Source organism: Desulfonauticus autotrophicus, from assembly GCF_055381725.1.
In genome coordinates this window covers 562,014-588,308 of the sequence record NZ_AP042395.1, presented here as the reverse complement: position 1 = coordinate 588,308, position 26,295 = coordinate 562,014, and the positions used below count along the sequence as shown (strand labels likewise).

The following is a 26,295-nucleotide window of genomic DNA, read 5'->3' as shown; positions in this document are numbered from 1 at the left end:
AATGAAATTTATCAAAAGACTTCTCTTAACTGGAATAAAAAAATCACCCTGGTTGCTTCACTTTGACTGTGGTAGTTGCAATGGCTGTGATATAGAAACTCTAGCAGTCCTGACTCCTGTATATGATGCAGAACGCTTTGGCGTAATCAATGTGGGCAATCCCAAGCATGCTGATATCTTTTTAGTAACTGGAACTGTAAATAGAAAAAATCAAGAAATATTAAACAATTTATATTTACAAATACCAGAGCCTAAAGTTATTCTAGCAGTAGGCACCTGTGCCCTTAGTGGAGGAATATTTGCAGAAGCTCCCAATGTAATTGGTGGAGTGGATAAAATTATTCCTGTGGATATTTATATCCCGGGTTGTCCTCCTAAGCCAGAGGCGATTTTAGAAGGAGTCTTAAAAAGCGTAGAACTTTTAGAAGATAAGGTAAAAAATGGAAAAATTTAGTTATAAAATAATCAATTTACAGGACTTACTTACTCAGGTAAAAGAACTAAGAGAAAAAAAATACCGTCTGGTAAGTATAAGCTGCACCCAGGTAGAAGAAAAGTTTGAACTTCTGTATACCTTTGACCTAAATTTAAGCTTGAAACATCTTAAAATTATAGTTGCAAAGGACACTCCTATTCCCTCTCTTACTTGTATTTATGAGGGAGCTTTTTTACTGGAAAACGAAATTCAAGACCAGTTTGGATTAAGTTTTGCTAAATTAAATATAGATTACAAGGGACAGTTATTTTATCCAGAAAAAAATCCTCTTTTTTTAAAAAATAATAAATAGGAAAAATCATGCCCAAGACAATTATACCCTTTGGACCGCAACATCCTGTTTTGCCAGAGCCCTTACACTTTTCTCTAACTGTAGAAGATGAAATTGTTCAAGAAGCTATTCCTGGTTTTGGTTATGTACATCGAGGGTTAGAAAAGCTTTGCGAAATAAAAGACATTCACAAAATGATTCAAGTTGTAGAAAGGGTATGTGGGATTTGTTCTAAAATTCATGCCCTTTGTTATTGTGAAGGAATTGAACAAATGATGGGAGTGGAGGTACCTCCCAGGGCAAAATACTTACGCACCATCTGGTCTGAACTTCATCGCATGCATTCACATTTACTGTGGTTAGGATTATTTGCAGATAGTTTTGGCTTTGAAAGTCTTTTTTATCACTTCTGGCGTATTAGAGAAAAGATTCTGGATATAAATGAAAAAACTGCAGGAAACAGAATTATAGTTTCTGTCAATATTTTGGGTGGAGTTAAAAGAGATTTAAGTACAGAAGACCAAAAGTGGATTTTAGCTGAATTAAAAGAAATAGAAAATAAACTGGAAGAAGTAAAAGATACTCTCTTCAAAGATTACACTATATCCAAAAGAACCAAAGGAAAAGGAATATTATCTGCAGAAGAAGCTCTTTATCTGGGAGCAGTTGGACCGGTGTTAAGGGCCAGTGGCGTAGCGCAAGACTGTAGGCAACTCCAATATGCTGCCTTTTCAGAATTGGACTTTGAACCTGTAATCGCCCAGGAAGGAGATTCCTTTGCCAGAATGCAAGTTCGCTATTTTGAACTGTTTCAATCTATAGATTTAATAAGACAGGCCCTAAGCAAAATACCTGAAGGACCTATAAGTGTAAAAGTAAAAGGATATCCTGAAGGGGAAAATGTATTTAGAGTGGAACAGCCAAGAGGAGAAGTATTTTATTACTTTAAAGCAAATGGCAGTAAATTTTTAGATAGGCTTAGAATTAGAACTCCTACTTTTGCCAATGTACCTGCTCTAGCTAAAATGTTGACAGGTATAGAACTGGCAGATGTCCCTGTTGTAATTTTATCTATTGACCCCTGTATTAGTTGTACGGAGAGATAATAGATGGAGTATAAATTTCCTCCTTTTTTAACTACAGTTTTAACTAACTTGCTAAAAAGGAAAAGTACCAGGCCCTATCCCTATCAAAAAAGAGCTCCCTATCCTGAGGTTAGAGGGATTTTAAAAAATCAAGTAGAAAAGTGTATTTTTTGTGGTTCTTGTTCTTTAAAGTGCCCTGCCAATTGTATTGAAATAAATAAACAAGAAGGTACCTGGCAGTATAAACCTTATCTATGTATTTTATGTGGCAACTGCGAAGCAGCCTGCCCTGTAAAATGTCTTACTCATACAACAGACTTTCCCTTACCCTGTTTAGAAAAAAAGATATTCTCTTAAAAGGAACTCCTCCTAAAAGAAAACAAGACAAGAAATAATTTTTAAAAATTCCTTGTATCTAAAATTTTTTTTGCTTAAAAAAGAAGGAAATCAAGACTTGACTTTGTCTGGTTTTCTTGGTTTCCCTCGCCTGTCGGCTGTTTTTTTAATGTTTAACCTCTCAAACCTAAAAGAAAGATTAAAGAAAATGGAAAACTTAGATGTAAAAAGTGTTAATGTTATCAAAGGATTAATTATTGATGCCACACGCAAGGCCAACTCGGGCCATCCTGGTGGTGCCATGTCCTCTGCAGATTTTGCCTATGTGTTGTTTAAGGATTTTCTCCAATTTAATCCTGATGACTCCAAGTGGTTTAATCGAGACCGTTTTGTCCTTTCTGCAGGGCATGAATCCATGCTTCTTTATAGCTTACTTACTTTGTGCGGCTTTTTATCTATAGAAGATCTAAAAAACTTTCGCCAATGGGGAAGCAGAACCCCAGGCCATCCAGAACACGACCTCACTCCTGGAGTGGAAGCGACCACCGGCCCCTTAGGGCAAGGTTTTGCTATGGCTGGAGGAATGGCTGTAGCTGAAAGCTTTTTGCGGGCCAAGTTGGGGGAAGAGATTTGCAATCATTATACCTATGTCCTGGCTTCAGACGGTGATATGCAGGAGCCTGTGGTTTTAGGAAGTGCTTCTCTTTTTGGAAAGTGGAAACTGGGAAAACTTATTGTCTATTATGATAGCAATAAAATTCAACTGGCAGGGCCTACTGCCCGTTGTGATAGTACTGATTACAAGCAACTTTTTTCCAGTTTTGGCTGGCAGGTATTGGAAATAGACGGTCACAATCACCAAGAGATAAGAGAGGCTTTAACTCAAGCTAAAGCAGAAACAAGCAGGCCCACTTTAATTATTGGGCACACTACCATGGCCAAGGGATGTGCCACTTTGGAAGGCAGTGAAAAAACTCACGGCTCTCCTCTCTCTGTAGAAGAAATTAAGGCTACCAAAGAAAAATTAGGCCTTCCTTTAGAAGACTTTTACCTGCCTGAAGATGTGATTGAGCATTTTCAGGCTCGTTTTAGTACCTTACGAGAAGAGGCTAAAAAATGGCAAAGTCAGGTTGCCCGGCTTCAGGGAAGCAAAAAGGAATTTTTTGACTTTATTTTTAGCGCTCCAGAAAAAAGGGTTTTTAACTGGCCCAACTTTTCTCCAGAAACTCCCTTAGCTACCCGTAAGGCCTTTGGAGCTTGCCTGGAAAGTCTTATTGATACCCTGCCCAATTTAATGGGAGGCTCTGCTGACCTGGATCCTTCCAACCAGACAGTTAAATTTAGAGAAAGTGTAGGATTATTTGATAACCTGGAAAACCCCCAGGGACGTTATTTGGCCTTTGGAGTGCGAGAATTTCCCATGGGAGCCATTTTAAATGGCTTGACCCTACATGGCGGCCTGGTGGGTTTTGGAGCCACCTTTTTGGTCTTTTCTGATTATGAACGAAATGCCTTGAGAATGGCTGCTCTGCAAAAACTGCCTGTAGTACATATTTTTACCCATGATTCTTTTTATGTGGGAGAAGATGGACCTACCCATCAACCAGTAGAGCACGCCAGTTCCTTAAGGCTTATTCCCAATTCTCTGGTCTTTAGACCTGCTGATGCCAATGAAAGTAAGTATTGTTTAGAAATTGCCCTAAAACAAAAGGATAGACCAAGCTTTCTATTGTTTACCCGCCAAAGCTTGCCTGTTTTAGATGAAAATAATTATCCTCAGCTTCCAGAAGGAGTTTTCAGAGGTGGATATATCTTAAAAGAGGCTGAGACTGGAAAGCCAGAGGTAATTATCATAGCCACTGGTTCTGAAGTTCATCTGGCTCTGGCTGTGGCTAAATCCTTAGATGTTCCCACCAGAGTGGTAAGCATGCCTTGCGTAGAGCTCTTTAAAGAGCAACCTCTGGAATACCAACAACAGGTCCTGCCTTCAGCAGTGGAAAAGCGCTTTGCCTTTGAGGCAGGTAGTCCGGATATCTGGTATCAATTTGTAGGATTAAAGGGAAAAGTTTTAGGAATTGACCATTTTGGAGCTTCAGCTCCAGCTAAGGTTCTGGAAGAAAAATATGGTTTTACCTTAGAAAAGGCTTTGGCTTTTGTAAAAGAAAACCTTTAATTTGAAGGGGAGGTGGCTATGAAGCAGGCCAATCGCAATTTGGCTTTAGACCTGGTGCGAGTTACAGAAGCAGCAGCTATGGCTTCTGGTCGCTGGCTGGGTAAAGGACAAAGAAAGGCTGGGGACAAAGCTGCAGTGGATGCCATGCGCTTTTCCTTTAATAGCCTGGATATAGATGGAACCATTATCATTGGAGAGGGAGAAAAAGACAAAGCTCCCATGCTCTATAATGGCGAAAAGGTGGGCACAGGCAAAGGCCCCAAAGTGGATGTGGCCGTAGACCCGGTAGAAGGGACCAATCTTTTGGCCCTGGGCAGACCCAATGCCCTTTCTGTGGTAGGTCTTGCCCCTCAGGGTAGCATGTATGATCCAGGCCCCAGCTATTATATGCAAAAATTAGTAGTGCCTGAAGAAGCCAAAGAAGTAATTGACCTGGATGCTCCTGTAGCTGACAATTTAAAAAAAATCGCCAGGGCTTTAGGCAAGGATGTAGACGATTTAGTGGTTTTTGTCTTGGACAAACCAAGACATGCGCAACTTATCGAAAAAATTAGAAAGGCAGGAGCCAGGATTCAACTCCATACGGATGGAGATGTGGCTGGCTCTCTTATGGCAGTAGACCCAACTTCTGAAGTGGATGTGATGATGGGTACAGGAGGAACTCCAGAAGGGGTTCTTTCTGCCTGTGCTATCAAGGCTCTGGGTGGAGAAATGCTTTGCCGTCTTGACCCTCAAAAAGAAGAAGAAAAAAAGGCCCTGGCTGAAGGTGGATATGATTTAAAACGCATCTTTACTGTTGATGACCTGATTAAAAGTGATGATGTCTTTTTTGCTGCCACAGGTATTTCTGGAGGGACCTTTTTAAGAGGAGTAAAATATACTGGCAAGGGTGCCATTACCCACTCCTTAGTTATTAGAGGAAAAACTGGCACCATAAGAAGGATAGAAGCTGAACACAATTGGGAAAAATTAATGAAAATAAGTCCCATTAAGTATGACTAGCAAACCGAAAAGGAGTCTTTAACATGAAAAAAACAAACATTCTGGCTCTAAGCATTTTTCTGTTGGTCTTTTTAGTAAGCGCTCCTGCCTGGGCCCAAAAGAAAAAAGTAAAGGTAGCCTTTGCTTTGCTCTGGACCATTGACGATATGGGCTGGACCACTGCTGCCTACAATGGAATTAAATACCTGCAAGAAAAAATGGGAGATGAAGTAGAAGTCAGTTATACTGAAAAGGTGTTGGCTGCTGATGCAGAAAGGGTATTTCGCAACTATGCTCGCAAAGGTTATGATATTATTTTTGGTACTACCTTTGAACATATGGATCCCATGCTCATGGTGGCCCAAGACTTTCCTGACCGGGTTTTTGAACACTGTTCTGGCTATAAGACTGCAGCCAATATGGGCAACTATTTTGCCAGGATGTATCAGGCAGAATATTTAGCTGGCTATATGGCTGGACTTATGGGCTTTAAAAATGTGGGAACTGTGGCCACCAATCCTATTCCAGAGCCCATTCGGGGCATCAATGCCTTTACCTTAGGCTTGCTTAAAGGATTAAAGGAAGGCGGACACAAGTATAATCCAGAAAAGGTAAACACAGTGGTCTGGCTCAAAGCCTGGAGAGACCCTATCAATGAAACTACCCTGGCTGAAACCCTTATTTCTAGAGGCCATGATTTAATTAGACAAATGGCTGATACTCCTGATAGTAGCCTGGCTGCTTGTAAAAAGGGAGTTCCGGCCATTGGCTATGGAACAGATGCTGCTCAATATGGAGCAAAATGTGTTTTGCTTTCTACTATCTGGAACTGGGGGCCTTATTTCGTAAAAGTTGTAAAGGAAGTTCAGGCAGGTACCTGGAAACCAGAAGCTTACTGGGCTGGGTTTGAAGAAAATATGCTAACTTTAAGTCCTTTTCACCCTTCTGTACCTAAAGAAGTTCAAAACAAGGTTCTAGCCCTGCTGGAAAAATTCAAACAAGGACAAGATGAAGTCTTTGTAGGTCCTATTTATGATCAAAAAGGCAACTTAAAGGTAAAACCAGGAGAAAAACTTACTGATCACGACCTGTTAACCATGCGCTGGCTGGTTAAGGGCGTACAGGGCACCATTCCTGATTAGAGATAAAGGGGGAAATTTTCCCCCTTATTTAAGGGTCTAAAAGATGAGTTATTCTTTAAATAACTTTGAACTGGGAGAAAAATATTCCTTAACTATAAAAGGGTTAGATTATTCCCTAGAACTTCCCTGGGTAGTTTTAGAGGGGTCACCCAGGTTAAAAATTGTATCTTTAAATCTCCTGGGACAAACTAAGGTAAACCAGGACCTGGGAAGACTTCTGGCCCAGCAAATCAAAATAGACTTCCCTGATTTAAAAGACATTGCTCTACTTACTCCTGTGGAAAAATCTCTACAACTTGCTCAGGTAGTGGCCAATGAACTGGGCCTGGAAGTCATAGCCATTGCTTACAATCGTGTAAAACCACATATGGAACCAAAGACCAGGCCTGTTATTCAATTGGGCTCCAGCTCTATTACCAGTGGAGAAAAGTTTTTAGCCCTTTATGAAAGGGATTTAAATTTTTTAAAAAAACACAAGAAAGTTATCATCTTAGATGATGTGGTAAGTACTGGAAGTACCCTTTATGCCTTAAAAGACCTCATTGAAGAGGTAAATAATTTTTTTAAACTATCTCCTCCTCTATCCATAGTGGCTGGGTATTTTGTAGCCAAAGAAGGAGATACTAAATTTAATTTTGACTTTCCTGTCAATTACCTTGCTTCCTTACCTAACCCTCAAGTTTTATAAATATGCAAGAACCTATTTTGCGTTTGTCAAACATTGGTAAATCTTTTGGTGATTTTTGGGCAAATGAAAATATAAATCTGGATATTTTCCCAGGAGAAATCCATGCCCTTTTGGGAGAAAATGGAGCTGGAAAATCCACCCTTATGTCCATAATCTCTGGGAATTATTTACCAGACAAGGGAAAAATTTATCTAAAGGGTAAAGAAGTTTTTTTTAGAAACCCCAAAATTGCCCAGGATTATGGCATTGGCATGGTTCATCAAAAATTTATGCTCATTGACAACCTAAGCGTATGGGAAAATATTGCTTTAGGCACTATTTCTAAATTTACTATACCTAAAGAGGAAATCTTAAATAAAATCCAAAAAATAAGTAAAGAAAGTAAATTAGAGGTAGATTTACATAAAAAAGTAATAAATTTGAGTGAAGGAGAAAAACAAAAGGTTGAAATTTTAAAATTACTCTATAAACAGGCCAAAATATTAATATTTGATGAGCCTACTTCTATTTTAACTCCCCAAGAAATAGATTCCTTTTTTGAGATTCTTTTGTTTTTAAAAAAGAGAAAACATACCATTATTTTTATTACTCATAAATTAGAAGAAGTATTTAAACTTGCTGACAGAATAAGTATATTAAGAAAAGGTCACCTTATAGCTACTTTTTTACCTCAGGAAATAAGAAGTAAAAAAGAGCTAGCCAGACTTATGGTGGGAAGAGATATTGTATTTAAGGTTGATAAAGAAGAAATACAACCTCAAGAAACTATTTTAAAACTAGAAAACATAAGTTGTACTAAAGAAAAACAAAAAAAGTTAAAAAACATCAACCTGGAAATTAAAAAAGGAGAAATAGTAGCTATTTTAGGGGTTTCTGGAAATGGACAAGAAAATCTGGCCAGAGTTTTAGGAGGCATAGAAGATTTTGAAGGACGCCTCTATTTTCAAAACCAAACCTATACTGGCCATACCTGGACAAAAAATTTTCCCTCTTCTGTAAGCTACATTCCGGAAGACAGGCACAATTTAGGCAGTGTAAGTGAATTAGACTTAGAACACAATCTTATCCTTACCAGATTATTTCAATTTTCTTCCAAATGGTTTATTTTCTGGGATAAAATAAAAGAAAAGACTAAAATCCTGTTAAGTAATTTCCAGGTCAAAGCCCCCAAGGGCAATAAAACTCTGGCCCGTCACCTTTCTGGCGGCAACCTGCAAAAATTTATTCTAGCCAGAGAATTAGACAAAAATCCCCAATTAATTATTGCCGAACAACCCACTCAGGGTTTAGATATCCAGGCCACAGAAGAGGTCTGGCATAGACTTTTAGCTGCCAGAAAAAAGGCAGCTATTCTGTTAATTACAGGGGATATAAAAGAAGCTCTAAGCTTAGCTGACAAAATTGCTATTATTTTCCAGGGAGAAATAAAAAAACTCTTCTCTTCTCAGGACAGGGAAGAAATAAGTAAAATAGGGTTATATCTAACAGGAGCTATATAAAATTGCTGATTTTACGACCCAGAAACATATCTTTAACTAAAAAGATATCAATATTTTTCTTCTTAGTTTTATCTTCCTTTTTAATCTTTGCCTTAATACTCTTTTTTCTAAAAAAAAACCCTCTTTTAATATATAAGACAATCTTTTTTACTCCCTTTTATGACTTTTATTCCTTTTCAGAAGTAATAGTAAAATCAACTCCTCTAATGTTAACTGGATTTTCTGTACTTATAGCCATAAGAATAGGTCTTTGGAATATAGGAGCAGAAGGACAATTGGTCCTGGGAGCCATATTTAGCAGTATCTTTTCCCTTTATTTTACTAAATATTTTCCGTCTTCTACTCACCTGTTTTTTGCCCTGTTTTTTAGTCTTGTAGGTGGAGCTCTTTGGTCTTTTTTCCCTGTAATCTTAAAGCTAAAATGGAAGATAAATGAAATTATCTCCTCTTTACTTTTAAACTATGTAGCCATTATCTTGATGGAGCATCTTTACTTTGGACCTTTAAGAGATCCTATGGGGTTTGGATTTCCTGGCACTGCTATTTTCCCCCAAAGTGTGTGGCTGCCACGACTCTGGCATACCAGGATTTCTATAGCCTTGTTTATAGTTTTAGCTTTAATCCTGTTATTTTATTTCTTTTTAAAAAAGACACCCACAGGGTATAAAATAAAGGTAATTGGGGAAAATCCTAAAGCTGCCCAATATGCCCATTTTGAACAAAAAAAACTCCTGCTCGCAATGTTTCTTTTAAGCGGAGCTATGGCTGGCCTGGCAGGAGGAGAAGAGGTCCTGGGAATACACCGAAGATTACAACAGGGTTTAGCCATAGGCTATGGCTATGACGGGATTATTGCAGCTTTTTTAGCGCAAAAAAATCCCCTCTTACTCCCCTTGGTAAGTATATTTTTAAGTATTTTAAAGGTAGGAGCAGAAGAAGTACAGAGTGTATTTCACCTTTCAGCTTCCTTTACCCAGGTTTTAGAAGGATTTATCCTTCTGGCTTTTCTAATGGCTAAAACTTTTAGTGAATTTAAATTAACCAGAGTTAAAACTGTAAAAAATTAAGATGGAAGATTTTTTATTTATTTTAGGTATTACTTTACAATCCAGTGTAGCAGTATTGCTGGCCTCTCTGGGTGAGATTATTACAGAAAAAAGCGGGATTTTAAATTTGGGTTTAGAAGGAATAATGTTATTTTCTGCTTTTATAGGATTTATTTGTACCTGGTACACCCACTCTTTAATTCTAGGTTTTATGGGAGCAATGCTTGCAGGTGGCTTACTTGCCTGTATACATGCTTTTTTCTGTATTCATCTGGGAAGTGATCAAATCTTAAGTGGACTGGCTCTTACCATTTTAGGAACAGGACTGGCCAATTTTTTAGGAAGAAGTTTTATTGGCCTCCAAACCCTATCCCTGGCTTCCTTTAGTCTAAAAAGCTACTACTTTAATATTTTGCTCAGGCAATTAAATGTATTGGTAATTCTAGCTTTTATTTTAACTTATCTAATTCACTTTATTTTAAAAAAGACTACCCTGGGACTAAATCTAAGCAGTGTGGGAGAAAACCCTCAGGTAGCTTCCAGTGTAGGCTTAAATGTCTATAAATATCGCTATCTAGCCACTATTCTGGGAGGAATGTTAACAGGCCTAGGTGGGGCCTATCTATCTCTTGCTTATACCCCGGGCTGGAAAGAAAACATGACCGGAGGACAAGGCTGGATTGCCATTGCTATGGTGATTTTCTCCTGTTTAAAGCCAATAAGAGCACTTGTAGGGGCATTTTTATTCGGCGCTTTTATGGCCCTACAATTTTATTTTCAGGCCATTGGTAAAGAACTTATTCCTGCCTATATTTTAAAAATGCTCCCCTTTTTACTTCCCCTGGTTATTTTAATCTTAATAAACAGAAAAAATAGCAAATATTCCTTTCCTCAAGGTTTAGGAAAACCTTTTTTACGAACCTAAATTAAGCTTTTTTTACCCAATCCAGCATCTCTTCCAACCTGGATATAGACCTGATAATCTCTTTTGGGGCAAAATTTACATTTTGCAAATTTAAAAGAACATAGCTAGTAAATATTCTAAAAAAGGGAACACTCCTTTTCCAATATTCTTCATCAATATCTTTTTTTAATATTTTTAAAAATTTTGCAATTTCTTGAATCCATACTTTTCGCAAACTACTCCTTAAAGTAAAAATATGATTTAAACACCTTTTAGCTCTATCTTCTGGCCACAAACCAAACAAGTATCCAAAATAAAAAAACCAAAAACTCCTAAATTCTTCCTTAAAAGATAAATAAGGCAAATTATGCTCAAGATAAAAAAGCCCTCTTCTTCTACTTACTATACCTATATGCTTATTTAAAAGTGGATAATGCTCTAAAAAAGAAAGTATATCCCTGGGTTCAACCTTTTGCTTACAGGATAAGTTTTTATTGCATTCCCAACAGGGATAACAACTAATTAAAGGTCTTAGAACAAAATTTCCAGGCAAATAAGGGCCTGTATCCCAGGCACTAACATTGCCTAAAGATAAATTTAAAACCCTCTGTCCCATAAAAACAGCAATATGCATAGGTCCTGTATCTGGAGTGATTAGCAAATCAAAATAACTGAGACTTTTACTAAATTCTTTTAAGGCAAACCTGGCTGTAAGATTGGCCTGGCTGGGTAGTAAACACTCCTGCTCAATTTGTTGAGCCAGAGCCTTTTCCTTTTCTCCTCCCAGTAAAAAAGGAGTATAACCCTTAAACAATAATTTTTGGGCCAATTCTATCCAAAACCTTGCCCCTGGAGTCTTATCCTTACTACTTGCCCCTAAAAAAAGTCCTATTTTTTTAGGAGAAGTGGCAGGTAATTTTTTCCATTTTGTATTTTTTAGAAGGGAGTAAGGAATAACATCTAAACTATTTAATTCAGCCCAGTGAAAACTATTGTGCCTATTGTTATGAACCAAACTGTTTTTATAGAGTTGCCACTTACCCAAGACATAAAATTCATTATTCTTGGTAGCAATTAAACCTATTTTTTTTTCTGCTTGTAAATCCCTCGTTAAAAAAGCACTTTCCTTTCTATGGCTTAAGTTTATAATTAAAGAAAATTTTTGTTTAGTTAAAAAGGATAAATTTTCCCAAGAAAAAGCTTACGCCTAAAAACACATCCTTTAAATCCTGCCAAAAAGCTTTTTCTCCTAAAATAAAAATGGGATTATGGGGATAAACTTGCTTTAACCATAAAAACAAGGGATAAGTTAAAACTATATCCCCTATTCTATGTAATTGGATAATAAGAATTGGCTTCATTTAATTAAAAAGTTTAGACATTGTAGAGTACAAATTTTTTAATCTATTTTCATAAGTGTGTTCAGAAATAATTCTCTTTCTAGCTTTTTCTATGATTTTATTTCGTTCACTATCTTTATTTAAATAAAATTTTACTAGCTCTTTTATTTCTGATTTATCTTTATAATAAATTACTTCCTTTCCAGCTTCAAATAAGTGTTCTATTTGATACCTATAATCTGTAAGTAAAAAGTTTCCACTAGCAGGCACATCAAAAACCCTTTGATTAACAGCTCCCTTCATTTGAGCACTGGTAGCGTTAAAATTAATCTTACTCTGCCCATAAAAATAAGGAAGCTCTGTATAATAATTTAGTTCTTGATGATAGCTCCATAAGTCATTTGCTTTTAATAACTTAAACCAGCCTCTATCTCCTACAATTACAGGTTTAAAACTTAAAATCTCTTTAATATTTTCCAAACGATATTCCAGAGTAGATTGCCAGGTTATTAAGGTTTCCAGATCCAATTTGCTTTCAATACTAGGTAAATCACGCCATAATTGATATAAATCTGGATAATGGTCCCTTAAAAAGTCACTCACTACCAAGTAATCACTATCTTTAAATTCAAAGGCTACCTGCTTATAATGTTGAAGAATAGTTTCAAATGATAGCAACTTTTCTTCTCTGGCTTTTACCTTGTAATACATGGAATTGCCAACAAAAGAGATAGGAATAGATAATCTATTTTCTATCTTTAAATTATTTTTAGGATTAAAACGAGTTGTATCTGTAGCCAAAGGCAGATAATAAACTCTAGAAAATCCTCTTTCTTTAAGGAGAGAAATATTGTCTATATCCCAGGTAAAAATAACACTATAATTGCTTTTTACTTTGTGATACATGTAAAGAATTAAATGAGGATTATCTACAAACCAGGAGGCTAAAGGCAATTCCAGCTTTTCCAGAAGATCCATTAAAATGCCTTCTTTATCCACACCTAAATGATTTATAGTTAAAATAAAATCTGGCTTAAATTCTAAGATTGCTTTTAACAAGAGCTTAATAAACTCTTCGGAACCTATTTCTTGATTTTCTAGATGCAAAAGATAGTATTGATAATCTAACTTTTTACAAGCAGTAATTATTTCTCCAATTAAAAAATACTTGCTGGTTATTAATAAAATTTTGGGTTCAGCAGTAAATTTTTTATATTTTGCTTTTTCCCAAAAATTAAATTTATAATTGGCATTTAATATCTTGAAAATAGGCTGATAAAAACTGGAATATTTTTTCCAGAAATAAGGTATAGTTATGGGTAAAAAGGGCTTGCCCTGTAAATGTTCCTTTTGCCAGAAAGTTAATTTTTTAATGATGTTTTGTTCCCTTTCATCCTGAAGAACATGTCTGTTTTTAAGGTTAATATGTTCTTTAAGATTACCGGGCAAAATAAATAAAAAGTCCTTTGTTAAAGATGATAATTTTTCTTCAACTATTTTAGAATAGCCTAAAATAATGGGAATATGATTGGGATTTGCTTTTACTTTAGCTAAAAGATTATTTAAGAATTTATCAGGATAATTTCCTAGAAAATCATTATTTTCTTCAGGCATAATTCCAGTTATTACCAGCCTTCAACTTGCGGACGATGAAAATAAAACTCTACTCTTCTATTTAAAGCTCTATTACTGGGAGAAGTATTGGGGACCAAAGGTCTGGTATCTGCATAACCTACAGCTTTAAGCCTGGAAGGATTTATTCCTCCCTTTTCCACAATATAACGCAAAGCTGCTGCAGCTCTGGCTGCTGAAAGTTCCCAGTTGGAAGGGAAGTTAGCTCCAGCAGGGGTATCATCTGTATGTCCTCTAACAATAACATCAAAGTTATTTTCCTTTAACAGCTTAATAACTTCATTTAAAACAGGATAGGCTTCTGGCTTCAAGACTGCAGAGCCTGGTTTAAACATAACTCCACTGCTTACCCTAATAAGTACTCCATTATCATCAGAAGTGACATCAACATTTTTTTTAAGCAATTCATTTTCTTCTAACACTGCTTTTAATTTTAAAACCATTCCCAGAAGCATACGCGTATCTTGGTCTATTTTAATATCCTTACGTTCAAATTGCGAAGGAGAAAAGGCAATATAATCAGCCTGTTTTCTTTGAACCTGAACTCCAAAGGCATCCTTAATAGAACCCATCATATCTCTAAATTTTTGCACATCTTGATTGGAAAAGAGAGTAAAAGCACAAAAAAAGTAAGCAACAAGGACATCAAGTCTGCAAAGGTAGCTAACCAACCAGGTAAGCCTTCTTCACATCTGCATTCTTCTTGCTTGGCCATCTCCCTTATCCTTCAGAACCTTCTCTTAAGGCTGGAGCCAAGAAAGCTTCCAGTTTATCCTGGGTAATTCTTGGGTTTTCTCCATTTAAAATGGAGATAATCCCCTCCACAGCAATTTCCATAAACAAGACTTCTTCTACACTCTTTTGTTCCAATTTTTTGGCTATAGGTAAAAAGACTACATTGGCCAACACAGCGCCATAAAAGGTAGTCAACAAAGCTACGGCCATAGCAGGACCAATGGAAGAAGGATTGTCTAAAGTCTGTAACATTTGCACCAAACCAATCAAGGTTCCAATCATGCCAAAGGCAGGAGCCATGGTGCCCATGGATTTAAAAATTTCTTGCCCAATCAAATGTCTTTGCTTCATAAAAGCTATTTCTGTTTCTAATACTGAACGCACCAAATCCTCTGCAGTTCCATCAGCTACTAAAAGGACTCCCTTTTTCAAAAAGGGATCGTCCACATTGGCTTTTTCTAAAGCTACCAAGCTTTCTTTTCTGGCCAAATTGGCCAGATCCACTATGTTTTTAATCAAGGCCTTAGGGTCTGGGGGAGCACCAAAAAAGGCCTTGAGCATAACCTTTATTGCCCCTAAAACCCTGCCCATGGGAAACATTACAAAGGTAACAGCTAAAGTTCCACCAACTACTATCAAAATAGAAGGAATATCAATAAAAGCTCCAAAATTACCACCCAGGACAATAGAGCTAACAATCAATCCAAAAGCCAGGACTATACCAATAATAGTACCTATATCCATACCTTAGAACCTCGCTAAACTCATTTAACTATAGCAGGAGATTTAAGTTTAATTTCTTCCTTTTCCAATTCAAAACGCTTATTTTCCATATCTTCATCCACTTTATAATAAGCAGGACCAATACTCACTTCCACCCCAGAACGTATTTTGCCTGGAGCTATCAGCTTGGCTTGAGCATTAAAGTTGTGATTTATTTTTTCATTATTTTTAGCCATAAGTTTTTTTAATTTAGCTAATTTTATTTCTAAAGATTGTAACTTATCTTGATATTCTTCCTTATAAATATCATTTTTATTTATTTTCAATTTTAAATTTTCTATTTCCTTAATTAAATCCTTAATTTTTGTTTCTAATTCCATATACTTTTTTATAAAAGAAGCTTTATACCCAAGGATAATTTCTGTTTTTACTCCCATGCCACCGCCCAATTGGTTTTGAGCAAAAAACAGCTTAGTAGAAACTCCTAGTCCTCCCTGCATTCTATCTTTTACAATAATATATTCATCAGCAAACAACTTACTATGCAGAGAAGATCCTTCTATAATCAATTTTTTACCAGAAAATAAAAATGCTTTTTCACAAAAAGAAGTTTTTAAATTTTCTTGAGCTATAACTTCGGCTTCTCCCCCGCCTTTTATCCCCCCTTCAATTAAAATAGACCCTCCAGCATAAACTTTGGCTGCTTCAACTTTTCCTTTTATTCTAACATTATGTCCTTTTACTTCAAAACCGCTACGCACTGTACCATGCACAATCAAATCACCTACAAAATAAACATTTCCTGTATGAAAATCGACATCTCTTCTTACATTTAAAACAGTTTTAACAGCTATTTTTCCTTCAAAATAAAACACATAGCCATTGGCAGTGGCAATGATTTGATTTTTATTTTGAGGATTAATAGCCACATTAGGCCCTAAAGGCCAGTGTTTTTTTTCACTCACAAAGCGACTGTCCAGATTATCAACTTCTGTTAAATCTACCTCTTTCCATTCTGCCAATACCTGTCCGGCGATAACATTTTGTACATAATCTAAGTTGTAATGATCTACTTTTCCATCTTCCCTTATCTTGGGCTTTAAACGCTGATAGTCGAAATCTGGATCAAAATAATGATGTAGAAAGTAGGGCATAATTTATCTTTTATACTTCTTATATATCTAAAATTAAATCATCTATATCTTCTACTACTTCAAAAAAGTGATATATATTAACTAACTTTAAAGTTTTAACAACTTGTTTAGAGGGGTTTACTAAAACAAATTTTCTGCCCATTTGTTTTATTCTATTACTTAAAGCAACTAAAAAACCTATTCCGCTACTATCCATAAACTCTATTTCTGCTAAATCAACAGCAAATATTTTCCACTCTTCAGAAAGAGAGTTTTCTAACTTGGGTTTTATATCTTCAACATTTTCTAAAACCAGTTCTCCGGATAGTTTAACTAAATAAATATCATCCTTTTTTTCCACTAAAATTTCTTCCATAAATTTTCCTCCAATTTTTTGACCATTATCACTTCATTTCTATCCCCAACCCTTTTATAAATAAAATCGTTCATTATTTTGCGAATAATATATATTCCTCGACCTGAAGTAGAACTATCGTGAGGCAAGCTCTTAGGAGGTTTAAATTCTATTCCCCAATCTATCACCTTAAAAATAAGTCTATCCTGGAAAATTATTTCTAGAATAAATTTTATCTTTTTATTTTTCTCTTCTTGAGGATAGGCATGAGTAAGAACATTGGTGCAAGCCTCAGTTAAAGCTAATTCCAGGTCATAAATAACATCCTCTTTAATTATTTTTTTTAGAATTGCGACTATGGATACAACTAACAATCTTACACTCTTAGGAGTAACTATAGTTTCAAATATAAACTGCATAACTTACTCTTTTTTATTATACACCAATAAGGCTGTTAAATCATCTCTATACATGGGAGAAAAGTCACCCAGCTTATCTAAACCAAAAATTATCTCCTCCAAATATATTTTTTCTCCTTTAAAATGTTTGGTTACAAAATCTAAAAATCTCTCCAGACCAAGCTGATCTCCATCTTCAAAATCCCATTCATAAAAACCATCAGTATAAAGAAAAATAGCAAAATCATTTTTATAACCAACTGTAATTTGTTCAGGATCAATAGGAAAAAATCCTAAAACAGGATAATCAGGCTTAAGATAATTAATTTCTTTATCAATCCTTATCACTGCTGGACAATGCCCGGCATTAATATAAGAAAAAGTTTTATCCTTTAAATTAAGTTCTCCAATAAAAAAAGTAACAAAGTCAGATTCATCTCCTACAATTTCAATTAAACTTTTATTTATTAAATCCACAAGTCTTGATAAAGAATACTGTTCATTCTTCTCCAGACGAAAAATAGTCCTTACAATAGCCATAATAAAGGCCGCCCTGGCTCCATGCCCAGAAACATCGGCCACACAAAATCGTAATATATCCTCAGATACTTTTATGTAATCATAATAGTCTCCGCTAGCTTGGCCAGAAGGTCGATAGTAAGACTGCAGACCTATCTTAGGGAAATGAAAACTTTCTTTGGGTAAAAGCTTACTTTGTAAAGAAGAAACCAGATCCATTTCTCTATTAATACGTTTATAAGCTCTTCTTAAGTTTTCCAAAAGTACTATCTGCCTCTTAGCAACCTGTATTCTGGCTTTTAACTCATCTTTAGTAAAAGGCTTTGAAAGTATATCATTGGCTCCTACACTTAAAACTTTTACCTTTAGTTTATCATTATCATCAGCAACAAAAGTAATAATATAAGTATCTTGGTCATTAACGCTATTACGTAAATAATCAACCACACTTATTCCATTCATTTTAGGTAAATTTATATCTAAAAGAATTAAATCTGGTTTTAACTCGTAATATTTTTCAATTACTTGCTCTCCATCATATACAAAATGGACCTCAAAATCCTTATTTAAAAAAGAAGCAAGCACCTTTAGGTTAGCTTTGGAAGTATCAGCCATTAATACTTTATATTTACTCATTTTTTATCCTATCCCCAATTCTTTACTATCTAACCATATAGTTACCGGACCATGATTAATCAAGCTTATATCCATCTCTGCTCCAAAAACTCCAGTTTTTACCTCAGGATATTCGCATTTAAAATACTGAATTAAACGCGCAAAGAGTTCCTGAGCCTGCTCTCCTCCTAAGGCTTTAGAAAAGCTAGGACGCCTACCTTTCCTGCAATCAGCATATAAAGTAAACTGTGAAACCAGTAATATTTCGCCCCCTATTTCCTGCACATTAAGGTTTAGCTTATTTTGTTTATCTGAAAATATACGTAAATATAAAGTTTTTTCAATCATTTTTTTGAATTGACTTTCTGTCCAGGAAAAGTCTTTCTCTTCCAATCCCACAAATATAAGTAATCCCTTACCTATTTTGGCAACTGTTTGTTCTTGAATAGTTACTTCAGCTTTTTTTACCCTTTGAATTAAAAAACGCACCTATACCTCCTCATAAAAGGCCTGGGAATTATCACTTTCTGAGACCATTACATAGGATAAGCTTATGTTTTGAGGCAAAGTTTCCTTTAGTTTAAAAAAGATAAACTTAGCAATATTTTCAGAAGAAGGATTATTTACTCTAAAAAAATCTAATTCATTTAAAAACTTATGATCTAAATCCATTAATATATTTTTTAATTTTCTTTTTAACACTTTAAAATCTATAAGTATTTCTGTATCCTTTTCTAAACTATATCCATAAACTTCTATCTCAACTCCAAAATTATGACCATGAACATTTTCACAACTACCTTCATAATTTCTTAAACTATGAGCAGCACTAAATTTGTCCTTAATCCTAAGCCTATACCTCTTATCCATAGATAACTCCTTAATTAATTATAGACTTTACTTCTTTCCAAAAATTTTCATTTGGATTTATCTTCCATTTTGGACTCAAACACATCAAGCAACTAAAGTCATCATTTATAATATTTACTTTCACCTCTACCTTTCCAGGATACTTATTAAAAGTAGCTTTCAATTTATCTACAAGAGATAAATCTTCTATATATCTTATTTCTAAAACCACAGGGTCAGAACTATCGCCTATTTTCTCTCTTAGCAATTCTATTGTATTTACTATTATTTTTAGCTCTCTATTTTCCCTTTCTTCTTCACTAGTTTCTGAGTCATTCCTGCCTTCATAACTACTAACCCTACCTTCTACATATAAAGGTTCCTCTTCATCTAAGAATCTAGCATATTGTAAATAAGTATCCCTAAACAAACTCATTTCTGCTCTGCCGCTAAAGTCTTCTATTTCGCAAAAAGCCATTTTATTGCCATTTTTATCCACTTTTACTTTTTTTTGTACACAGATTACTGCTAATTTGACTTCGCTTCCAGGACTAAATTCTTTACATTGCTCTATATTAAAAAGGTTTAATCTTTTTAGATTTTCTCTATAAGGATTTAAAGGATGACCAGTTAAGTATAATCCTAAGGCTTCTTTTTCCAAACTAAGCTTTTCTTTTTCTGTAAATTCCTGTATTTTATTCTCCTTTGCCTCTATACCAAGTCCAGGTAAGTTACATTCATCCTCAATATTAGCTTCTGAAAAAAGACTCTTCTGCTGACAGGTTTTATTCTTATTTCTTTTTTGAGCCAGACCAGCAACTTTTTCCATTCCCAGAAGCAAAGCCTGCCTACTTATTTGAAAGCAGTCCATAGCTCCACTTTTTATAAGCATTTCTATTACTCTTTTGGTTACTTTGCGTAAATTTACGCGAGAACAAAAGTCTAACAAAGATTTATAAGGACCATTTTTTTCTCTTTCTTCAATAATATTATCTATGGCGCTTTTACCTACATTTTTAATGGCTCCCAGGCCAAAACGCAATTTCTCTTCTTCTACACTAAAATGAAAATAACTATGATTTACATCAGGAGGCAGAATTTCTATTCCCATTTCCTTACAAGCATTTAAATGTTTAACGACCTTGTCAGTGTGTTGTACTTCTGAAGTTATAAGAGCAGCCATAAATTCTACAGAAAAGTGAGCTTTTAAATAAGCAGTTTGATAAGAAATAAGCGCATAAGCAGCACTATGGGATTTATTAAATCCATATCCAGCAAACTTTTCCATTAAATCAAAGATATATTCAGCTATTTCTTCTTTAATATTTTTCTTTCTAGCTCCTTCCAGGAATCTATCCCTTTGCTTAGCCATAATAGCAGGGTCTTTTTTACCCATGGCTCTACGCAAAATATCACCTTCTCCCAGGGAATAATCTGCAAGTACAGAAGCTATTTGCATTACTTGTTCTTGATATAAAATTACTCCATAGGTTTCTTTTAAAATAGGTTCCAGTTGAGGAAGAGGATATTTAACCTCTTTTCTGCCATGTTTACCATCAATAAAATCCTGCACCATACCACTTTGCAAAGGACCAGGACGATAAAGAGCCAACAAAGCAATAATATCTTCAAAACAACTGGGTTTTAGATCTCTCAGTACATTGCGCATTCCAGAACTTTCCAATTGAAAAACTCCGTCAGTTTCTCCCTGACAAAGCAGCTCAAAGGTTTTTTGATCATCTAAAGGCAGGTTATCCAAATCCGGCACTTCTTTTCCATTTTGTCTGGCAAAATTAAGGGTATTTTGAATCACCGTAAGGGTTTTAAGGCCCAAAAAGTCAAATTTAATCAGGCCAGCCTTTTCCACTCTTTTCATATCAAATTGAGTAACTACTTCTCCCTTTTTCCCTAAATACAAAGGTAAATATTCCCACATGGGCTTATCTGAAATAACAATTCCAGCAGCATGAGTGGAAGCATGCCTGGCCAGACCTTCTAACTTACTTGCGATTTCCAGCAATTTGGCTATTTTTTCATCTTCTTCCTTTAATTTGGCCAGCTCTGGTTCCTGCTCCAAGGCCTTTTTAATGGTCATTTTGGGTTCATCTGGGACAAGTTTGGCAATCTTGTCCACCAGAGAAAGCTTAATACCCAAAGCTCTACCCACATCCCTTACTGCAGCCTTGGCCTTCATGGTACCAAAAGTGGTAATCTGGGCTACATTGTCTTTACCATACTTCTTAGAAACATACTCAATTACTTCTTCTCGCCTTTCATAACAAAAATCCACATCAATATCAGGCAGGCTAATTCTCTCCACATTTAAAAAGCGTTCAAAAAGCAAATTATAGCGAATGGGATCTAAATTGGTAATTCCAAGAGAATAAGCTACCAAACTTCCCGCAGCTGACCCCCTTCCTGGACCTACAGGAATACCCTGTTTCTTAGCCCAGTTAATGAAATCCTGAACGATCAAAAAATAGGCAGGAAAACCTTTTTCACAAATTACATCTAATTCTTTATGTAAGCGTTGCCAGTAAATATTTTCATCTTGCACATAATTTAACTTAGCTAGCCTTTTCTTTAAACCATCTTCAGCCAGTCTTCTAAATTCTTCTTCTAAAGATACACCTTCAGGTAGTTCGTAATGAGGAAAATAGTGATTACCAAGAGATAACTCTAAATTACACTGCTCAATAATATTTTCTATATTATCCAGAGCTTCAGGACAAAAAGAAAAATAATCCTGCATTTCCTCATAGGATTTGTAATAAAGCTCACTAGTATTAAAACGCATTCTATTAACATCATCTACCTTGGCATTTGTCTGAATGCACAAAAGTATATCGTGCGCTTCTACATCTTCTTTATTTAAATAATGACAGTCATTAGTGGCTACTATAGGTAGTTTTGTCTTTTTGGATAACTCATATAAAAATTCATTTACCTTGTCCTGTTCTGGCAAACCATTGGCCTGAACTTCCAGGTAAAATCTCTGAGGAAAAATACTTGCATACTCTTGAGCTCTTCTTAAAGCCTCTTCTGCTCCAAATTTTTGATAGGCAAAAGGAATCTCTCCCTGCAAACAGGCAGAAAGAGCAATAAGCCCTTCACTATATTTTTTTAAGAGCTTTTTATCTGCTCTAGGTTTATAATAAAAACCTTTTAACCAGGATTTAGAAACAATTTTTAAAAGATTTTTATAGCCAATCTCATTTTGAGCTAACAGTACTAAGTGAAAACGCTCCTGGCTTTTTTCCTGCATATCAGGAGCCACATAAATCTCACAACCAATAATTGGCTTTAAGCCATAATCCTTGGCCTTTTGATAAAAGGTAAGAGCACCAAAAAGATTTCCATGATCCGTAATAGCTACAGCAGAAGAACCAAAATCCTTGGCCTTTTTACATAGATCATCCAGTCTAATAGCTCCATCTAAAAGACTATATTCTGTATGACAGTGTAAATGAGTAAAATCCATAATTAATCTCCTACGTATAAATACCTTTTTATTTTTTGGGTAGGAGTTTTTTCAAAAGGCTCTACTTGCTCTATGATTTTGTTTATCCTGGAGTACGCTGGCAAAACCTTATTTACCTCTTCTTTTATTTCTTCTAATATTTTTTCTTTTTTACTTCTAAACTCACTTTCCGTAAAATTTTTCCAGGAAAAAAATCATCCAAGTATTGTTGATCAAAATAAATTCTGGCTATTAATTGATTTCCTTTAGAGTATACCAGAGATTCTAAGACAAATTCATTATCATTTAAAACAGATTCTATTTCTTCAGGATAAATATTTTTACCGTCAGCTCCGATAATAACACTTTTACTTCTGCCCTTAATAAATAGATAGCCATCTTTATCTAAATAACCCAGGTCTCCAGTTTTCAACCAACCATCAGAAGTAAAGGTTTCCCTGGTTAAGGTAGGAGCCAAAAAATAGCCTTTCATTACATTTTCACCTTTTACCAGAATCTCTCCTTCCTTTCCCTTACCTTTTCTAGCTATCCTCACTTCAATTCCTGGTAAAGGCAAACCACAAGAGCCAAGTCTAGTCTCTTTAGGTCCAGTACCTGCTATCAAAGGAGAGGTTTCTGTCAAACCATACCCTATACAATAGGGGAATTTAGCTTCTCTTAAAAACTTTTCCACCTCTAAAGACAAAGAAGCTCCGCCAATACAAAAAGCCTTTAAATTTCCACCAAAAGTTTCTTTTAATTTAGCACCTATTTTCTTATTTATTTTTTTTCTTAAAAAAGGGAACCTTATAAATAAGATTTAAAAGAAAATTCTTTTTTATTGTCTTTAAAACTCTATTTTTATATATCTTTTCTATAATCAAAGGAACGCTTAACATTATATCTGGCTTTACTTTTCCTAAAGCCTTTATAAGCAACTTAGGAGATGGCTTACCTTTAAAGTAAAATATTTCTGCTCCATGTAATATGGGAGCTATCATTCCCAGGCTAAATTCATAGGTATGAGCAAGAGGTAAAATAGATAAAAACTTATCTCCATCTTTAATATCTACCAGCTTAGCAGCTTCTTTAGCCACTTTATAAATACCTTGAGGGGTCAACATTACACCTTTAGAATTTCCTGTAGTTCCAGAGGTATAAACAATAGAAACACATCCTTCCAATTCTTTTAAAGCTTCAGTAAAAAGAAATTTACTTTTCCAGCGTAATAATTCCTCTTTACCGCGTTTAAATATTTTTTGAAAATAATCTGTACTTTCCTCTTCTAATAAACAAAGATTTTCAATATCAATAAAACATACTCCATCTAAAGAAGAATCAGCAAACTTTTGATAATTTTTTTTATCTATAAAAACATAACTAGATTTAGAATGCTTTATTAAGTGTTCTAAAGAGCTTGTTGGAAAATCTACCAATAAAGGTACACATATTCCTTCATTCAGAACTATGCTCCAAAAAGCTATCACCCAATAAGGAGAGTTTTCACTTATTATTGTTACCCTACCTCCTTTTTGAAAACCATGCTCTTTAAGAAAGGAAGCATATCGTAATGCTTCCTCTCTTAAATCATTGTAAGTAAGTTTTTTTTCTCCTACAAAAGATAAGCAATTATTGTTTTTATATTTTTCTACTGTTTCATAAAATTTGCTTTTTAAGTCCACCAGCTTTCCTCTCTTTAAAGTCCCAGGTCTTTATTAATCAAAATTACTGTAATTCTTTTTTCTGGAAAACATTTTTCGTGAATAGTCCACACATTACAGATTCTATCTGGACTGTTACAATCGTGGCACTCACCAGTGGTAAGACAAGGAGTTTTTTTATTTAAGCGCATAGTATTAGCTGGAGCACTTAACTGTTTTACTCTCAGCATTGCTTCATCCAGGTCAGAGACAATCTTATTTCTTCCCACAAGCACAATGACCTTTTTAGGACCAAAGGCTAAAGCCCCTACTCTATTGCCAATCATGTCCAGATTTACCAACCAGCCGTCTTCAGTAAGGGCATTGGTCCCGGTAAAAAAGAGATCCACCAAAAGCGCCCTTCTTCTGTTTTCCAAAGCCTCTTCTGGAGAAATGTCTTTACGATAAGTATCAATAACTTCTATATCTTCTCTTTTTCTCAGCAAATCATAAAGCCCACTTTGCACAAAGGTCATGGAGCCTCCCCAGGAAAGGCTAGAAGGATTAATAGCTGGCAATAACTTTTCTAAAACCAGTTTTCTAGCTTCCTCTTCAGAAGGTACCACATACGCTGAAAACTTATTCTTTTCCAACTTTTCCTTAACCTTATTTAACCTCATTTCCCAAAATTTTTCTAAAAATTCACTCATCTTAAAACCTCCACTAAGCCGAAGTAAAAAACCCCTTTTGTTTACCTTTATCTAACTAAAAAAAAAAGTTTTTTTTTGCCTGGTTTTTTCTGTTATTTAAGGCAATTAAAGGAAAACCAGCAGATTAGGCCTTAAAACTGGCAAAAAGGGTTTTTTTCAGAAAAATAATCAAATAACCCTAAATCCATTAGGTATTTTAAAAGTCAAAACAAACATCTTATCTTATGACAATTATTGACTAAAATATTTTTTTATGCAAAACTAAAAAATAAAATAAAAGGAGGTGAAAAATGAGTGAAGAGGTCAAAGGCTCTGTAGAGAGTTTAAAGAAAACTGCTAAAATAATTTATTTTTTAAATTTAGCTTCTTTAATTTTTGGTGTAACCAGTATCATTGCAGTAATAATGGCTTATATTTACCAGAGTTCAGAAAATCCCGAATGGATTAACACCCACTTTCGCTGGCAAATAAGAACTTTCTGGATAAGTTTTGTAACTGGAATAATAGGTGTAATTTTATCTTTTATCCTGATTGGTTATTTAGTTTTTATATTTCTCTTAATCTGGTGGATTGTACGCAATATCAAAGGTCTCAAGTGGTTAAATGAAGATAAACCAGTAGAAAACCCAACTACTTACTTTTTCTAAAAATATAGGGATAAACCTGGGCAATAATAGCTCCACTAAACATTAACACACACCCCCAAAAAGAACGGGAGGAAAGGGTTTCTCCAAGCAAGAACCAACCAGTTAAAGCTGCAAACACAGATTCTAAGCTCAAAAGAATAGAAGCATGGGCTGGGGGAGCATCTCTTTGGGCCACCACCTGAAGAGTATAAGCAACCCCAGCAGACATAAAGCCACCATAGAGCAAAGGGATTAGGCCATCATAAATATTTTGAAGAGTAATACTTTCTAAAACTAAAGCTACGAATAAACTAATAAGTGAATTTACCACAAATTGAATAGCAGAAAGCAAAATACAATCTCGTTTAGGAGCAAAATAGGCAATAGCTAAAACATGAAAGGAAAACATAAGGGAACAAATTAAAACCAAAAAATCTCCATAATCCATAGAAAAGTCTTCTTTTATGGAAAGTAAATAAAGTCCAACTACAGAAAATAAAACCCCTATAATAATCTCTATTCTAATTTTTTGTTTGAAAAATATTCCAAGCAAAGGGACAATAACTACATAAAGTCCGGTAATAAAACCAGCTTTGCCTGCAGTGGTATAAACCATTCCAACCTGCTGAAAGGAGCTTCCTAAAAACAAAAGAACTCCCAAAATAAAGCCTGCTTTTAAAGAAGGTTTCAATTCTTTAAAAAAAGATTGAGGTTCTTTATCTTTATAAGTAAAGTAAATTAAAGGTAAGAGACTAAGAGAACCAAGGGCAAAACGAATAGCATTAAAATAAAAAGGGGTAAGACTGTCCATGCCTACCCTCTGAGCTACAAAAGCAGCTCCCCAGATAAAAGCAGTAAGCAAAAGAAGTAAATCAGCCTTAATTACCTGCCAATCTAAACGCATTCCAGAACTCCTTAAAAAATTAAAGGGGAGAACTT

29 protein-coding genes are annotated in these 26,295 nt (G+C 35.1%); 12 read left to right on the top strand and 17 right to left on the bottom strand.

Going from position 1 to position 26,295, the window contains the following annotated elements:
- The first annotated feature begins 1 nt into the window (after window position 1).
- The 11 genes from ACZ42F_RS03470 to ACZ42F_RS03420 all read left to right on the top strand — a co-directional run bounded on the left by ACZ42F_RS03470 (window position 2) and on the right by ACZ42F_RS03420 (window position 10,642).
- A complete protein-coding gene (locus ACZ42F_RS03470; protein WP_464279765.1) occupies window positions 2–454 on the top strand; it encodes an NADH-quinone oxidoreductase subunit B family protein in 453 nt (150 codons plus the stop codon).
- Window positions 441–788 carry an NADH-quinone oxidoreductase subunit C gene (locus ACZ42F_RS03465; protein WP_464279764.1) on the top strand — a complete coding sequence of 116 codons (348 nt, stop codon included), beginning with the start codon at window positions 441–443 and terminating at the stop codon, window positions 786–788. The genes ACZ42F_RS03470 and ACZ42F_RS03465 overlap by 14 nt, the downstream gene beginning before the upstream one ends.
- Window positions 789–796: 8 nt before the next feature.
- On the top strand, window positions 797–1,873 hold the full coding sequence (locus ACZ42F_RS03460) for a hydrogenase large subunit (RefSeq protein WP_464279763.1): 1,077 nt from the start codon (window positions 797–799) through the stop codon (window positions 1,871–1,873).
- 3 nt (window positions 1,874–1,876) lie between these two features.
- Window positions 1,877–2,209, top strand: coding sequence for a 4Fe-4S binding protein (locus ACZ42F_RS03455; protein WP_464279762.1), 333 nt, complete (start codon window positions 1,877–1,879; stop codon window positions 2,207–2,209).
- 187 nt (window positions 2,210–2,396) lie between these two features.
- Window positions 2,397–4,361 carry a transketolase gene (gene tkt / locus ACZ42F_RS03450; protein WP_029967119.1) on the top strand — a complete coding sequence of 655 codons (1,965 nt, stop codon included), beginning with the start codon at window positions 2,397–2,399 and terminating at the stop codon, window positions 4,359–4,361.
- An 18-nt stretch (window positions 4,362–4,379) separates the two neighbouring features.
- The gene (gene glpX, locus ACZ42F_RS03445; protein WP_464279761.1) at window positions 4,380–5,363 is read left to right on the top strand and encodes a class II fructose-bisphosphatase; all 984 of its coding nucleotides are present in this window, start codon (window positions 4,380–4,382) and stop codon (window positions 5,361–5,363) included.
- 23 nt (window positions 5,364–5,386) lie between these two features.
- Window positions 5,387–6,484 (top strand): BMP family ABC transporter substrate-binding protein, encoded by a 1,098-nt coding sequence (locus ACZ42F_RS03440; protein ID WP_464279760.1) that lies wholly within the window; start codon window positions 5,387–5,389, stop codon window positions 6,482–6,484.
- Between the two features lie 43 nt (window positions 6,485–6,527).
- Window positions 6,528–7,172 carry a phosphoribosyltransferase family protein gene (locus ACZ42F_RS03435; protein WP_029967112.1) on the top strand — a complete coding sequence of 215 codons (645 nt, stop codon included), beginning with the start codon at window positions 6,528–6,530 and terminating at the stop codon, window positions 7,170–7,172.
- Window positions 7,173–7,174: 2 nt separating this feature from the next.
- The gene (locus ACZ42F_RS03430) at window positions 7,175–8,671 is read left to right on the top strand and encodes an ABC transporter ATP-binding protein (RefSeq protein WP_464279759.1); all 1,497 of its coding nucleotides are present in this window, start codon (window positions 7,175–7,177) and stop codon (window positions 8,669–8,671) included.
- 2 nt (window positions 8,672–8,673) lie between these two features.
- Window positions 8,674–9,738, top strand: coding sequence for an ABC transporter permease (locus ACZ42F_RS03425; protein WP_464279758.1), 1,065 nt, complete (start codon window positions 8,674–8,676; stop codon window positions 9,736–9,738).
- A gap of 1 nt (window position 9,739) precedes the next feature.
- Window positions 9,740–10,642, top strand: coding sequence for an ABC transporter permease (locus ACZ42F_RS03420; RefSeq protein WP_464279757.1), 903 nt, complete (start codon window positions 9,740–9,742; stop codon window positions 10,640–10,642).
- 1 nt (window position 10,643) lies between these two features.
- On the opposite strand, the gene ACZ42F_RS03415 is transcribed toward ACZ42F_RS03420, so the two are convergent.
- The 16 genes from ACZ42F_RS03415 to ACZ42F_RS03340 all read right to left on the bottom strand — a co-directional run bounded on the left by ACZ42F_RS03415 (window position 10,644) and on the right by ACZ42F_RS03340 (window position 24,730).
- Complete coding sequence (locus tag ACZ42F_RS03415) at window positions 10,644–11,768, bottom strand: glycosyltransferase family 9 protein (protein WP_464280183.1); 1,125 nt, start codon at window positions 11,766–11,768, stop codon at window positions 10,644–10,646.
- Window positions 11,769–11,787: 19 nt separating this feature from the next.
- Complete coding sequence (locus ACZ42F_RS03410) at window positions 11,788–11,982, bottom strand: hypothetical protein (RefSeq protein WP_464279756.1); 195 nt, start codon at window positions 11,980–11,982, stop codon at window positions 11,788–11,790.
- On the bottom strand, window positions 11,983–13,575 hold the full coding sequence (locus ACZ42F_RS03405; protein WP_464279755.1) for a CgeB family protein: 1,593 nt from the start codon (window positions 13,573–13,575) through the stop codon (window positions 11,983–11,985).
- A gap of 11 nt (window positions 13,576–13,586) precedes the next feature.
- The gene (locus tag ACZ42F_RS03400) at window positions 13,587–14,168 is read right to left on the bottom strand and encodes an OmpA/MotB family protein (protein ID WP_464279754.1); all 582 of its coding nucleotides are present in this window, start codon (window positions 14,166–14,168) and stop codon (window positions 13,587–13,589) included.
- Window positions 14,165–14,308 carry a flagellar motor protein MotB gene (locus ACZ42F_RS03395; protein ID WP_464279753.1) on the bottom strand — a complete coding sequence of 48 codons (144 nt, stop codon included), beginning with the start codon at window positions 14,306–14,308 and terminating at the stop codon, window positions 14,165–14,167. Before ACZ42F_RS03395 ends, ACZ42F_RS03400 begins: the two co-directional genes overlap by 4 nt.
- Before the next feature lie 5 nt (window positions 14,309–14,313).
- Window positions 14,314–15,072, bottom strand: coding sequence for a motility protein A (locus ACZ42F_RS03390; RefSeq protein WP_464279752.1), 759 nt, complete (start codon window positions 15,070–15,072; stop codon window positions 14,314–14,316).
- A 20-nt stretch (window positions 15,073–15,092) separates the two neighbouring features.
- Window positions 15,093–16,205 carry a FapA family protein gene (locus tag ACZ42F_RS03385; RefSeq protein WP_464279751.1) on the bottom strand — a complete coding sequence of 371 codons (1,113 nt, stop codon included), beginning with the start codon at window positions 16,203–16,205 and terminating at the stop codon, window positions 15,093–15,095.
- A gap of 19 nt (window positions 16,206–16,224) precedes the next feature.
- Window positions 16,225–16,560, bottom strand: coding sequence for an STAS domain-containing protein (locus ACZ42F_RS03380; RefSeq protein ID WP_464279750.1), 336 nt, complete (start codon window positions 16,558–16,560; stop codon window positions 16,225–16,227).
- Window positions 16,545–16,958: an ATP-binding protein gene (locus tag ACZ42F_RS03375; protein ID WP_464279749.1), complete on the bottom strand. Its 414-nt coding sequence runs from the start codon at window positions 16,956–16,958 to the stop codon at window positions 16,545–16,547. Before ACZ42F_RS03375 ends, ACZ42F_RS03380 begins: the two co-directional genes overlap by 16 nt.
- Before the next feature lie 3 nt (window positions 16,959–16,961).
- A complete protein-coding gene (locus ACZ42F_RS03370; protein WP_464279748.1) occupies window positions 16,962–18,092 on the bottom strand; it encodes a SpoIIE family protein phosphatase in 1,131 nt (376 codons plus the stop codon).
- Between the two features lie 3 nt (window positions 18,093–18,095).
- The gene (gene dtd, locus ACZ42F_RS03365; protein ID WP_464279747.1) at window positions 18,096–18,560 is read right to left on the bottom strand and encodes a D-aminoacyl-tRNA deacylase; all 465 of its coding nucleotides are present in this window, start codon (window positions 18,558–18,560) and stop codon (window positions 18,096–18,098) included.
- Window positions 18,561–18,941, bottom strand: a complete 381-nt coding sequence (gene queD, locus ACZ42F_RS03360; protein WP_029967088.1) for a 6-carboxytetrahydropterin synthase QueD — start codon at window positions 18,939–18,941, stop codon at window positions 18,561–18,563.
- A 10-nt stretch (window positions 18,942–18,951) separates the two neighbouring features.
- Entirely contained in the window at window positions 18,952–22,401 is a 3,450-nt protein-coding gene (gene dnaE / locus ACZ42F_RS03355) for a DNA polymerase III subunit alpha (RefSeq protein ID WP_464279746.1), read from the bottom strand.
- A 133-nt stretch (window positions 22,402–22,534) separates the two neighbouring features.
- Window positions 22,535–23,152 carry an AMP-binding protein gene (locus tag ACZ42F_RS03350; protein WP_464280182.1) on the bottom strand — a complete coding sequence of 206 codons (618 nt, stop codon included), beginning with the start codon at window positions 23,150–23,152 and terminating at the stop codon, window positions 22,535–22,537.
- 4 nt (window positions 23,153–23,156) lie between these two features.
- Window positions 23,157–24,062 (bottom strand): AMP-binding protein, encoded by a 906-nt coding sequence (locus ACZ42F_RS03345; RefSeq protein ID WP_464279745.1) that lies wholly within the window; start codon window positions 24,060–24,062, stop codon window positions 23,157–23,159.
- A gap of 14 nt (window positions 24,063–24,076) precedes the next feature.
- Window positions 24,077–24,730, bottom strand: coding sequence for a lactate utilization protein (locus ACZ42F_RS03340; RefSeq protein WP_464279744.1), 654 nt, complete (start codon window positions 24,728–24,730; stop codon window positions 24,077–24,079).
- Between the two features lie 290 nt (window positions 24,731–25,020).
- On the opposite strand from ACZ42F_RS03340, the gene ACZ42F_RS03335 reads away from it, so the two are divergent.
- Window positions 25,021–25,377 carry a DUF4870 family protein gene (locus ACZ42F_RS03335; protein ID WP_029967074.1) on the top strand — a complete coding sequence of 119 codons (357 nt, stop codon included), beginning with the start codon at window positions 25,021–25,023 and terminating at the stop codon, window positions 25,375–25,377.
- Here the strand turns inward: ACZ42F_RS03335 and ACZ42F_RS03330 are convergent.
- Window positions 25,361–26,260, bottom strand: coding sequence for a DMT family transporter (locus tag ACZ42F_RS03330; protein ID WP_029967072.1), 900 nt, complete (start codon window positions 26,258–26,260; stop codon window positions 25,361–25,363). The genes ACZ42F_RS03335 and ACZ42F_RS03330 overlap by 17 nt on opposite strands.
- Window positions 26,261–26,295 lie beyond the last annotated feature (35 nt).